The sequence below is a fragment of the Rhodococcus sp. NPDC056506 genome (assembly GCF_042794945.1).
Taxonomy (GTDB): Bacteria; Actinomycetota; Actinomycetes; order Mycobacteriales; family Mycobacteriaceae; genus Rhodococcus_F.
Window position 1 is genome coordinate 1 of the sequence record NZ_JBHTSW010000016.1, and the last position, 11,490, is coordinate 11,490.

Sequence of the window (11,490 nt, forward strand, 5' to 3'; positions counted from 1 at the left end):
ACAAGCTGATCGGTCTGAAGGAAAATGTCATCATCGGCAAGCTGATCCCTGCCGGTACCGGTATCAACCGTTACCGCAACATCCAGGTTCAGCCCGCCGAAGAGGCACGCGCCGCTGCTTACGCAGTGCCGTCGTACGACGACCAGTACTACAGCCCGGACGGCTTCGGCCAGAACACCGGTGCTGCAGTTCCGCTGGACGACTACGGCTTCAGCAACGACTACTGCTAAGCGCTAGTTCGTAGAAAATCCCCCACCTCGAAAGAGGTGGGGGGATTTTTCATGTCGGGAGTGGGACGTTTTCAGGAGTTGCTGCCGCTGAGGTCCGGGATGACGATCTCCTGGACGGCCCACTTGTTGCCGTCGGGGTCGGCGAAGTAGATGAATCTGCCCCAAGCCTGGTCGTCGATCGGGCTGATGTCGATGCCGCGGCTCTTGAACTCGTGCTCGGCCTCTTCGATGTCTTTGACCACTACCTGCATGCCGACGACGGAACCGGGCTCGGCGTCGGTGATTCCCTTGCCGATACAGATCGAGCAGGCAGAACCGGGTGGGGTCAACTGGACGAACCGCAGGTCCTCGCTGACCGTGTGATCGTGGTCGGCATTGAAGCCGAGACGGACGTAGAAGTCCTTGGCGCGGTCGATGTCGGTGACGGGAATGGCGACCAGTTCGAGCTTGATGTCCATGACGTGCCCTTCATGTGATGGTGAATTCCGGCGACAGGTCCAGTGTTGCGAGTATTGCGGTCAGAAACGGTCCTCGTTCGGCACCCGGATGAAACTTTCCGAATTCCTTGTTGCTCCGAGAGTGCTTCTCTCACTTCTCGACCGATCCCGAACCAGGAGCGGATACCCCGACTCCGCAGCTCTGACGCATTCGCTCGAACGCGCCACCGACGCCGACGCTCTCGGCTACCACCGGTTCTGGGTCGCCGAGCATCACGCGGTGCCGGGGATCGGGAGCGGATCGCCGGCAGTACTGCTCGCCGCGATCGGCGCACATACGCGAGATATCAGGCTCGGGAGCGGTGGGGTCATGCTGCCGAATCACCAACCACTGATCGTCGCCGAGCAGTTCCTGATGTTGGAAGCGCTGTATCCCGGGCGAATCGATCTCGGTCTCGGCCGATCGCTGGGATTCACGGAGCCTGTTCGTCAGGCACTACGACGCAGCAAGGATGCTCCGGACACGTTTGTGTCGGACCTGGACGAGGTGAGGCGCTACCTGGACGGCTCCGCCGCAGTGACGGCACGGCCGGCGTCGCAGACCGGGGTGCCGATCTTCGTGCTGGCGACGCGCACAGGTCTGAAAGTGGCAGCGCAGCTGGGGCTTCCGGTGGTCGTGAGTGGGCCGATACTGGGAATCGGTAGCACCGATCGGGTGGATGCGTTGGATGAGTACCGCCGAGCTTTCCAGCCCACCGACACGCACCCCGAACCCTATGTGGTGGTTTCCCTCGAGGTGGCGGTTGCCGATACCACCGAGGCGGCCCGTGAGTTGCTGATCCCGGAGGCGTACGCGCTCGCAGAATCGTCACGGACAGGGGAGTTTCCGCCGCTCGCGTCGCCGGACGAGATCAGGCGCGCCCCGCGCAGTGACCGAAACGCCAGGCGCATCGAGTCGTTCACGGCGTCGGCGCTGCACGGGACGCCGGTCGAGGTGAAGCAGCAGCTTCACGATCTGGCCGAGCGAACCGGTGCTGACGAATTGCTCGCGTCCACGTCGACGTACGACCGTGACGCGCTTGCACTTTCGGACCGACTGCTGCGTGAGGTGATCTAGCGGTGTGGTCGATCTAGCGGGGTACGTGAAACTCGAGCAGCGTCGCGACGGAGTCGTCGAGTTCGGTCCACGGCCCCGGTACCGAGAGGACCGCGATCGCCGAAGTCGGGAACTTGTCCCGGATACGTTGGGCCGCTTCGGAGTTTTCGTTCGACGCCAGATCGAGTGCAGTCCACGGGATCCCGGGTTCGTGTCCGACGATCAGGAGTGTTTTGACGTGGTCCGACGTGGTGCGCGCAGCTGCGATCACGTCGGCGGGTGAGCCGCCGTAGATGGACTTCTCGAATCCGGCGGGCGCCTCGATACCCGTCGAGGCAAGGGTTTCGACGGTCCGCCGGGAGGTGGAGCACAGAACGGCGTCGACGGGCGGGACGTTCTCGCGGATCCATTCGCCGCCGATGCGGGCCTCGCGCAGGCCCCGTTCGGCGAGTGGACGCTCGTGATCTCGGATGCCCTCGGGGTAGCTGGACTTGCCGTGTCGCATGAGGACGAGGGTGCGGTGGTCGGCCATGCGTTCACGGTATCCGCTTTATGCCCGTCAGTCCGGTTACTCTGGATGGTCAGGACCTTGAAGGAGGTTTTCGATGGCCGGTAAGAAGCTTGATCGAACTAATGCCCGAACCGCACTCGAGGTGGTACGCGAAAGCCCCACCATCGCGTTCATCACCGTTGCCCCGGCAGTGGTGGTCTTCGGTGTGGTGTGGTGGCTCTTCGGTTTCTGGGCCGCGATTCTTCTCGCGTTGGTTTTCGGTGTCGCGGCAGTCGCGACCCAGAAACTGCGTTAGAGGGCGCTCACCTGCGCAACTGCGCGGAGCGCTTCGCCCACCAGGAACCAGACCGTGACGGTCTTGTCGTCGACGCGACTGCGCAGGACGACGTCGTCGCTGGAGACGATGGGGGCGAGGTACTCGATCAGCGCTCGATGCGGAACGGTACGCAGTTCTGTGCGAGCGCTGAGGACCTCTTCGACCGCTTGCCAGTAGACGGCGTTGTTGACGTGGTCGAACGGGTCGATGTCGGTGGCGCGCAGAGCGAACGGCGTGTCGAGAACACCGGCGTCGTCCACCTCCGGTGCGTTCTCGGCGAGGACACGCTTCCACTTCAGGCGATGCTCGTCGGTGGATTCTTCCAACGGCCGCATGAAGTCGTCACTCATCCGGGTGGGCATGCCCGACTCGGCGCTGATGTTGATCCAGAAGCCTTCGGTTTCCATCAGCGCGCCGTTGCTGCCGTCGAAGCGCACGCGCATGTTCGCCCATCTCGTGGAGAAGCCGGAGCACCAGCGAGTCATGGTCAACTCTTCCGGCCAGATTGCCGGCCGGACGACGTCGACGACGGTGCGACGCACTATCCAGAGCGGGTGTGTGTCGATGGCCCCGGCGGCCTCGATGTTGTCGTTGCCGATGTCCTGCAGGTAGCGGGCGACGGCGTCGAGCCTGACCTGTTTGGCGACGTCGATGTCGCCGGTGCGTACCGGGCGGGACTTGACGAAGATCGGTCCTCTGTCTGGCTGCTGCGCGAGCGTGAGATCTGGGTTCACGTGAGATTCCTGTTCGCTGGAGTGAGCCGATTCTGTCAGGCTTTTCAGCGAGTGGCGATTATCTGCTTTCCGCAGCCGGAGCCGTCGACCATCCGTGCCACAGCGACGGCGGTGTCGGTGAGGGTATGAACCGAGTCGATCACCGGGGTGATGACACCTGTGTCGATCATTGCCGTCAGCACCTCCAGATCCTCGGCGTTCTCCGAAGCCATCAAAGACCCGAGCTTCTGAGATACGAACGGAGACAAGCACAGTGCGCGGATTTGACGATCGATTCCGCCGAGCCACCGTCCACCGTTCTCGCCGCCGACGATGACGAGAGTTCCGGTGCGTGTGAGTGCTCGTCGTAGGTCTCGCAGTCGGCGGTTGCCGCCGGTGTCGATGATGACGTCGTACCGATGCGATCCGTAGGTGGCGTCGTCGATGCGGTAGTCGAGAACCTCGTCTGCTCCGAGAGCGCGGACGGTATCGATTTTCGATGCGCTGCATACGCCGGTGACGTGCGCCCCGAGGGCTTTGGCGACTTGGACCGCATAGATTCCGACGCCACCGGATGCACCGAGGACGAGGACGGATTGCTCCGCCTCCACGTGACCGTGATCGCGCACCGCTTGCAGTGCCGTCAGGGCGGAGACCGGTACTGCTGCCGCTTGCGCGAACGACAACCGGGCAGGTTTTGCGGCAATCTTCGATTCGAGCGCGCACGCATATTCCGCGAAAGCACCGACCGCGATCCCGTACACCTCCTGGCCGACTGCCACGCGGGTAACCGAACTGCCGATGGCTTCGACGCGACCGCAGACGTCCAGTCCGCGAACCCGGTTCTTGGGTGCGCGCAGTCCAAATCCCGCGAGGCGCAACGGATATGGCAACCCGGCCATGAGGTGCCAGGCCCCTCTGTCGACAGACGCAGCCTCGACGCGTATCAGCACTTCGTTGTCGGCGACGGTGGGGCGCGGAATGCGATCGAGGTAGAGGACATCGGCTTCGCCGTAGCGATCCTGCACGACGGCGGTCATCAGTTCCTGTGCCATGCGAGTCTCCGTTCGTCGAGTACTTACACCGTAAGTATGACACTTACGGTGTAAGTTCTGTCAATGTGGAGAAGCGCGCGAGATTGACCCGGGACGACGTCGTAGGCGGTGCCGTCGCACTGGCCGATTCCGTGGGGATCGACTCGATGACGATGCGCAAACTGGGGACGCAACTGGGCGTCGAGGCGATGTCTCTGTACAACCACGTGTCGGACAAGGGTGACCTGCTCGACGGAATGGTCGACGCGGTTTTTGCGGAGATCGACCTGCCGACGCCAGGACGCCCATGGCGAACGGAACTTCACGCGCGAGCGGTTTCCACTCGTGCAGTATTGGGGAGGCACCCTTGGGCAACTCCGTTGATGGAGTCTCGAACGACGCCTGGTCCCGCGACCCTGCGCCACCACGATGCCGTCATCGGAACGCTACGCGCCGCCGACTTTCCCGTCGCCCTTGCTGCGCATGCCTTTTCGATCATGGATGCGTACATCTACGGCTTCGTGCTGCAAGAAGTGAGCTTGCCGTTCGAAACAGCGCAGGAAACGACGGAACTGGCGAAGGCGATCATGGGCTCGTTCGAGAGCGGTCAGTATCCGCACCTGGCCGAGTTGACCACCGAGCACGTCCTTGCTCCGGGATACAGCTACGCCGCCGAATTCGCTTTCGGTCTCGATCTGATTCTCGACGGACTCGAACGTCTGCACATCGGGAGCGAACGATGATCTGACGTGAGTACCGGGTTAAAGTCGAGAAAACCGGGTTACCGGTCCAGACTTCAGATGTCCCGAAGAGGAGCTTTCTGTGCGCGCCATGGTGGTTACGGAACTGTCCGGTCCCGAAGGAATTGTCGCGCAGGAGGTTCCCGAGCCCGCAGCCGAAGGTCTTGTTCTCATCGATGTGAAGGCAAGTGGCGTCTGCTTTCCGGACCTACTGATCACCTACGGCAAGTATCAGATCCGCCCGGAACCGCCGTTCATTCCCGGCGCGGAGATCTCGGGCGTCGTGGTCTCCGCGCCGGAAGGGTCGGGTTTCGCTCCGGGCGATCGTGTTCTCGCGGCCGCGTATCTGGGTGGGTATGCAGAGCAGATTGCCGTCAACCCGGCGCAGGTACTCCGAATTCCGGACGGACTCGCCTTCGACGAGGCGGCCTCGCTGATCATCAACTATCAGACGATGGAGTTCGCGCTCGCTCGTCGCGCGAAGATCGTCGCGGGGGAGACTGTCGTCGTGCTCGGCGCTGCAGGCGGAGTCGGAACGGCAACCATCCAGCTGGCCAAGGCGCACGGTGCCCGGGTGATCGCCGTGGTACGACGCGAGGGCGTCGATGACTTCTTGCGTGAGCTCGGTGCCGACGAGGTGGTCGCGCTGGCTCCGGGATGGGGAGAGCGGATTCGGGAACTGACCGACGGCGTCGGCGCTCAGATCGTGGTGGATCCGGTGGGCGGCGATGCGTTCGACGACGCGGTCCGGGTTCTGGCACCCGAAGGACGACTCGTGGTGATCGGATTCGCCGGCGGCGGTATTCCCGAGGTAAAGGTGAACCGGGTGCTGTTCCGGAACATCAGCATTGTCGGGGCGGCGTGGGGCGAATTCACACGCACCAATCCCGAAGCGGTAGCCGAGGTGCACGCATCGTTGGTCGAGCACGTCCGAAACGGCCTGCGACCCCTGGTCAAGGCACGGTATCCGCTCGCGGACGCTGCGGTTGCCCTCGCTGATCTCGAAAGCGGCAAAGTTCTCGGAAAGGCCATTTTGCTGCAGGAATGATGTCGGCAACGTGATGGTGCTCACCAAATAATAAGTTGCAACATGTTTTCATTTGGGCAATAGTTGCAACCGCACTACCATTTGCCAGGTGATCGCTTCCGATTCTGATGACCTGTTTGGAGCACTCGACGAGTTGTTCACTCGCCTGATGAGCGCCGGTGATTCGGAGTCGATCGATGCGTTGATCGAGCTGGATCTCTCGTTCTCTCAGGTGCGTGTGCTGTTCGTACTTGCGCAACGTGATGCGGCGATCCCGATCAACGAGGTTGCCGAGGAGCTTCGGCTCTCGGTGGCAGCTACGGGACGAAACATCGACCAGCTCGTGAACATGGGCCTGGTCGATCGCCGTGAAGACGAGCGGGACCGGCGCGTCAAGCGGGTTTCCTTGTCGGAGGCCGGTCGTAAGGTGACGACCAACCACATCGAGTGCAAGCGCGGCCAGCTTCGTGATTTCGCGTCGCGTGTTCCTGAGCCAGAGCGAATTCGTTTGTTCGAGGCTCTCAAGCCCATTCTCGCGGGTGACTATCTGCGAGCACTTACCCAGGAGACTTCGCGATGACATCGCCGAACGCGCCGGCTACGGCGCCTGACAAACTCGACGGGGCGGTCCTCAAGATTGCGTCCGTGGTGGTGCTCGGCGCCATCATGTCGATTCTCGACGTAACCGTGGTGAGCGTCGCGCTCACCACCTTTGCCGAGGACTTCCAGACCTCGTACGCCACCGTCGCATGGACGATGACGGCGTACACCCTTGCCTTGGCGACGGTCATCCCGGTCACGGGTTGGGCAGCAGATCGATTCGGTACCAAGCGCCTGTACATGACGGCCCTGGTGCTGTTCGTGCTCGGTTCGGTCGCCTGTGCGATGGCGTGGGACATCACCTCGCTCATCGGCTTCCGTGTGCTCCAGGGCCTCGGCGGCGGCATGTTGATGCCGCTCGGTATGACGATCATGACCCGGGCTGCCGGTCCGGACCGCGTCGGTCGCGTCATGGCAGTTCTCGGTATCCCGATGCTGCTCGGCCCCATCGGTGGTCCGATCCTCGGTGGTTGGCTGATCGAGGCCGCGAGCTGGCACTGGATCTTCCTCATCAACCTGCCGATCGGCATCATCGCGTTGGCAGCAGCATTCATCATTCTGCCGTCCGACAAGGCGAAGCCTTCGGAGTCCTTCGACTTCCTCGGCATGATTCTGCTGTCACCCGGCCTCGCGCTGTTCTTGTTCGGTGTGTCGTCCATCCCCGAGGTGGGAACCGTTGCGTCGGCTCGGGTTCTGGTGTCGGCCGGTATCGGTCTGGCGCTGATCATCGCCTTCGTGTTCCACGCGCTCAACAAGGATCACCCGCTGATCGACCTGCATCTGTTCAAGAACCGTCAGTTGACCACCGCCGTCATCACGACGTCGCTGTTCATCGTCGCCTTCATGGGCGCCGGACTGCTCTTCCCGAGTTACTTCATTCAGGTCGGCGGTCACACCACGCTCGCTGCCGGATTGTTGATGGCTCCGCAGGGCCTCGGTGCCATGGTCACGATGCCGATTGCCGGCCGGCTGGTCGACAAGATCGGCCCGGGCAAGATCGTCCTGACCGGCTTGCCGTTGATCCTCATCGGTCTGGGTGTCTTCACACAGGTCGCCTCGGATTCGCCGACGTGGTTGCTGATGGGCGCGCTGTTCGTCATGGGCCTCGGCATGGGTTGCACCATGATGCCGCTGATGACCGCAGCCATCGTGACGCTCTCCAACGAGCAGATCGCTCGCGGTTCCACCCTGATGAACATCGTTCAGCAGACCGCAGGTTCGATCGGTACCGCTGTGATGTCGGTGGTTCTCACCAACCAGCTCCTCGATCGTGGCCTCGATACGACAATGGTCGGAGCGGCGTCGCACATTCCGACCGAGCCGGGTAGCCCGCAAGAGTCTGCGGCCGATTCGATTCTCAGTGCAGCGTCGGACGCATTCGGCAACACCTTCCTCGTTGCCACCGTGTTGATCGTCCTGACCCTGATCCCGGCGTTCTTCCTGCCGCGGAGCAAGACCACCAGGCCGGTGGCCGAGGGCGAGACGGCAGCGCCGATCGTTATGCACTGACCGGTTTCCGGTACAAAGTTTGACCAGGTGAGGGCGGCACACATCATGTGTGTCGCCCTCACCTTTGCCGTGGAATACAGCTGGATGGTTGAATGTTTGATCAGTTACATGCAAACGCATGGATCTAGTTCGCGGAGGAGCAACCATGCAGTTCGGAATCTTCACGGTCGGCGACGTCACCACTGATCCCACGACCGGGGTCACGCCCACCGAGCACGATCGCATCAAGGCCATGACGACCATCGCCAAGCACGCCGAGGAAGTCGGTCTCGACGTCTTCGCGACCGGCGAGCATCACAACAAGCCGTTCGTTCCGTCGTCTCCGACGACGATGCTCGGATACATCGCTGCTCAGACCGAGAAGATCACGTTGTCCACGTCCACGACGCTGATCACCACCAACGACCCGGTGAAGATCGCCGAGGACTACGCGATGCTCCAGCACCTCGCCGAGGGACGCGTCGACCTGATGATGGGACGCGGAAACACCGCGCCGGTGTACCCGTGGTTCGGCAAGGACATTCGCGCCGGAATCCCGTTGGCGCTCGAGAACTATCAACTTCTTCGCAGGCTGTGGGACGAGGAGGTCGTGAACTGGCAAGGGGAGTACCGCACACCGCTGCAGGGATTCACGTCCACTCCGCGCCCGCTGGACGGCATCGCTCCGTTCGTGTGGCACGGGTCGATCCGCAGCCCCGAGATCGCGGAGATCGCGGCGTATCACGGTGACGGATTCTTCGCGAACAACATCTTCTGGCCGAAAGAGCACTACATCGAGCTGATCAATCTCTATCGCCAGCGTTACGAGCACTACGGCCACGGGTCCGCGGATCAGGCGATCGTCGGCCTCGGCGGTCAGGTCTTCATGCGCAAGAACAGTCAGGACGCGGTCAAGGAGTTCCGTCCGTATTTCGACAATGCCCCGGTGTACGGCCATGGACCTTCCCTCGAGGAGTTCACCGAGCAGACCCCGCTGACGGTCGGTTCCCCCGAACAGGTCATCGAGAAGACCTTGGCTTTTGCCGATTTCTTCGGTGACTATCAGCGCCAGCTGTTCTTGATGGATCACGCAGGACTGCCGCTCAAGACAGTGCTCGAGCAGCTCGATCTGCTCGGTGAGGAAGTTGTTCCGGTTCTGCGCCGTGAGTTCGCGGCCCGACGCCCCGCCCATGTGCCGGACAACCCGCCTACTCACGCGTCGATGAAGGCGGCTCGTGAGGCAAGCAGTGTCACTGCCTGACGCACAACAGCCAGAGGCTCCGGTCGGCACCACCGAGCTCGCCACCGACGCCTGGGAAGCCTTGTTTCGCGCCCAGGTGTCGGTGATGCGGCGGCTCTCTGCCGACGACGTCTGGGATCAGGTGTCAATGCGCGAGTACGACGTGCTGTTCACGCTCAGTCTCGCGCCGCGGAACTGTCTGCGCCTGCATGACCTGAATCGGGAGATTCTGTTGAGTCAACCGTCGCTCAGTCGCCTGGTGGAGCGGCTGGAGGGCGAAGGCTTGGTGTCCCGAAGCGTGGATCCACTCGACCGCCGCGGCACGATCGTGCAACTCACCGAAGCGGGTGCAGCGCTGCAGAAATCAGTGGGTCGCCGTCATGCGGCAAGTATTCGCCGCCATGTCGGACCGGCGTTGGACGCGGACGAACTTCGACTGTTGGCCGAACTGTGCACGCGTCTGCGTCTCGCGCAGGCATGACTAGAGGCAGGATGGACGATATGAGCAACCTCGAAGCGCAACCCGTCGAGCAGGAATGCGAAGGCCATCCGGTCGAGAGCGAGATTCAGATTCTCACCCCGCGCGACGTGCCGCTCGGCGGCCCGCGGGCAATGCGAGTACGACGCACCCTCCCACAACGCGAGCGTTCGTTGATCGGAGCGTGGTGTTTTGCCGATCACTACGGTCCGGATGACGTCGGCTCTGGTCCGGGCATGCATGTGCCGCCGCATCCGCACACTGGATTGCAAACGGTCAGTTGGCTGTTCACCGGAGAGATCGAGCACCGTGACAGCATCGGTTCCCATGCGATGGTGCGACCGGGTGAACTGAATTTGATGACGGCCGGGAGTGGGATCGCGCACTCCGAGGTGTCAACGCCGAACACCAAGGTTCTGCACGGGATGCAGTTGTGGGTGGCGCTTCCGGATGCGGCACGCGATACCGCACCCGCATTCGTTCACTACCGGCCCGAGCCGGTGACCACCGGCGGCGCCACGCTCAGTGTGTTCCTCGGTTCGCTCGCCGGTGACACATCTCCGGTGTCGACGTTCACCGAATTGTTGGGCGCCGAGGTGATTTTGGATCCTGGCGCCGAGATCGCCCTCGACGTCGATCGTTCACATGAGCACGGCGTAATCGTCGATCAAGGATCGGTAGTGCTACGCGGAACCACCGTCGGCTGGGCCGAGTTGGGTTATCAAGCACCGGGTTTCGGCAAACTGACATTGCGTAATCCGGGATCCGAACCGGCTCGACTGCTACTTCTCGGCGGTAAACCGTTGGGAGAGCAGGTCATCATGTGGTGGAACTTCATGGGCCGCACCCACGAAGAGATCGTCGAGTATCGACGCAAGTGGCAGGCCGAGCTTGGCTCCGGATTCGACGGCAGCGTCCCGGACCAGCGTTTCGGCGTCGTGCCGGGATACGACGGTCCGGCGCTCCCGGCACCCGAGTTGCCGAACAGTACGTTGCGGCCCCGAGGCTAGTCGTTGCTCTTGCTGCTACCGGCCGCGAGCGTCGTCTCGATCAGGCCTGCTCGATGTCCTGGTGAGCCTTCGCGAGCATCAGGTAGCCGGCGCCGTTCGCGGTGATACCGGCCTTCTCGCCTTCGGAGAGTTCACGTTTGACCTTGGCGGGTACACCGGCCACCAGTGATCCGGGCGGGATCTGCATTCCCTGAGACACGACGGCGCCGGCTGCGATCAGCGATCCCGAACCGATGTGCGCGCCGTTGAGCACCACGGCGCCCATGCCGACGAGCACGTCGTCTTCGACGGTGCACCCGTGCAGCACCGCGTTGTGGCCGACCGAGATTCGTTCGCCCAGTACCGCGGGGAACGTCGGGTCGGCGTGAACCGTGCAGTTGTCCTGAATGTTGGTGTCAGCGCCGATGGAGATCGATTCGGCGTCGCCGCGCAGGACTGCGCCGTACCAGATGCTGGCGCCCGCAGCGATGGTCACCGCGCCGACAACGGTGGCGTTGGGTGCGATGAACGCGCTTTCGTCGATTTGCGGGGTGCGTCCGAGAACGGTGGCGATGATCGGGTTGGTCATGG

Annotated in this window: 15 protein-coding genes; 10 read left to right on the forward strand and 5 right to left on the reverse strand. The window is 62.7% G+C overall.

What is annotated here, in order from left to right; translation table 11 throughout:
* A partial coding sequence (locus tag ACFQ6H_RS15105) for a hypothetical protein (RefSeq protein ID WP_378647003.1) occupies positions 1–230 on the forward strand: 230 nt, incomplete at its 5' end.
* Positions 231–301: 71 nt separating this feature from the next.
* On the opposite strand, the gene ACFQ6H_RS15110 is transcribed toward ACFQ6H_RS15105, so the two are convergent.
* Positions 302–688 (reverse strand): glyoxalase superfamily protein, encoded by a 387-nt coding sequence (locus tag ACFQ6H_RS15110; protein ID WP_378647005.1) that lies wholly within the window; start codon positions 686–688, stop codon positions 302–304.
* 88 nt (positions 689–776) lie between these two features.
* Here ACFQ6H_RS15110 and ACFQ6H_RS15115 point away from each other — a divergent pair, with 88 nt between their 5' ends.
* Complete coding sequence (locus tag ACFQ6H_RS15115) at positions 777–1,784, forward strand: LLM class flavin-dependent oxidoreductase (protein ID WP_378647007.1); 1,008 nt, start codon at positions 777–779, stop codon at positions 1,782–1,784.
* Between the two features lie 13 nt (positions 1,785–1,797).
* On the opposite strand, the gene ACFQ6H_RS15120 is transcribed toward ACFQ6H_RS15115, so the two are convergent.
* Positions 1,798–2,295 carry a SixA phosphatase family protein gene (locus tag ACFQ6H_RS15120; RefSeq protein WP_378647009.1) on the reverse strand — a complete coding sequence of 166 codons (498 nt, stop codon included), beginning with the start codon at positions 2,293–2,295 and terminating at the stop codon, positions 1,798–1,800.
* Between the two features lie 73 nt (positions 2,296–2,368).
* Between ACFQ6H_RS15120 and ACFQ6H_RS15125 the strand changes: the two genes are divergently transcribed.
* Entirely contained in the window at positions 2,369–2,569 is a 201-nt protein-coding gene (locus ACFQ6H_RS15125) for a hypothetical protein (RefSeq protein ID WP_003941897.1), read from the forward strand.
* On the opposite strand, the gene ACFQ6H_RS15130 is transcribed toward ACFQ6H_RS15125, so the two are convergent.
* Positions 2,566–3,324 (reverse strand): acyl-[acyl-carrier-protein] thioesterase, encoded by a 759-nt coding sequence (locus ACFQ6H_RS15130; protein ID WP_378647011.1) that lies wholly within the window; start codon positions 3,322–3,324, stop codon positions 2,566–2,568. The two genes, ACFQ6H_RS15125 and ACFQ6H_RS15130, sit on opposite strands and share 4 nt — an antisense overlap.
* A 44-nt stretch (positions 3,325–3,368) precedes the next feature.
* Complete coding sequence (locus ACFQ6H_RS15135) at positions 3,369–4,358, reverse strand: NAD(P)-dependent alcohol dehydrogenase (protein ID WP_378647013.1); 990 nt, start codon at positions 4,356–4,358, stop codon at positions 3,369–3,371.
* A gap of 65 nt (positions 4,359–4,423) precedes the next feature.
* Here ACFQ6H_RS15135 and ACFQ6H_RS15140 point away from each other — a divergent pair, with 65 nt between their 5' ends.
* The 7 genes from ACFQ6H_RS15140 (at position 4,424) to ACFQ6H_RS15170 (ending at position 10,920) form a co-directional block, all read left to right on the forward strand.
* A complete protein-coding gene (locus tag ACFQ6H_RS15140; RefSeq protein WP_378647015.1) occupies positions 4,424–5,080 on the forward strand; it encodes a TetR/AcrR family transcriptional regulator C-terminal domain-containing protein in 657 nt (218 codons plus the stop codon).
* A gap of 79 nt (positions 5,081–5,159) precedes the next feature.
* Entirely contained in the window at positions 5,160–6,125 is a 966-nt protein-coding gene (locus ACFQ6H_RS15145) for an NADPH:quinone oxidoreductase family protein (RefSeq protein ID WP_378647017.1), read from the forward strand.
* 88 nt (positions 6,126–6,213) lie between these two features.
* Positions 6,214–6,684, forward strand: coding sequence for a MarR family winged helix-turn-helix transcriptional regulator (locus tag ACFQ6H_RS15150; protein ID WP_378537661.1), 471 nt, complete (start codon positions 6,214–6,216; stop codon positions 6,682–6,684).
* On the forward strand, positions 6,681–8,213 hold the full coding sequence (locus ACFQ6H_RS15155; RefSeq protein WP_378537663.1) for a DHA2 family efflux MFS transporter permease subunit: 1,533 nt from the start codon (positions 6,681–6,683) through the stop codon (positions 8,211–8,213). The genes ACFQ6H_RS15150 and ACFQ6H_RS15155 overlap by 4 nt, the downstream gene beginning before the upstream one ends.
* 145 nt (positions 8,214–8,358) lie before the next feature.
* Positions 8,359–9,453 carry an LLM class flavin-dependent oxidoreductase gene (locus tag ACFQ6H_RS15160; RefSeq protein ID WP_378447196.1) on the forward strand — a complete coding sequence of 365 codons (1,095 nt, stop codon included), beginning with the start codon at positions 8,359–8,361 and terminating at the stop codon, positions 9,451–9,453.
* Positions 9,440–9,913 (forward strand): MarR family winged helix-turn-helix transcriptional regulator, encoded by a 474-nt coding sequence (locus tag ACFQ6H_RS15165; protein ID WP_378647090.1) that lies wholly within the window; start codon positions 9,440–9,442, stop codon positions 9,911–9,913. Before ACFQ6H_RS15160 ends, ACFQ6H_RS15165 begins: the two co-directional genes overlap by 14 nt.
* Before the next feature lie 20 nt (positions 9,914–9,933).
* Positions 9,934–10,920 (forward strand): pirin family protein, encoded by a 987-nt coding sequence (locus ACFQ6H_RS15170; RefSeq protein ID WP_378537667.1) that lies wholly within the window; start codon positions 9,934–9,936, stop codon positions 10,918–10,920.
* A gap of 40 nt (positions 10,921–10,960) precedes the next feature.
* Here ACFQ6H_RS15170 and ACFQ6H_RS15175 read toward each other — a convergent pair whose 3' ends face one another.
* Positions 10,961–11,488, reverse strand: a complete 528-nt coding sequence (locus ACFQ6H_RS15175) for a gamma carbonic anhydrase family protein (RefSeq protein WP_378548686.1) — start codon at positions 11,486–11,488, stop codon at positions 10,961–10,963.
* Positions 11,489–11,490 lie beyond the last annotated feature (2 nt).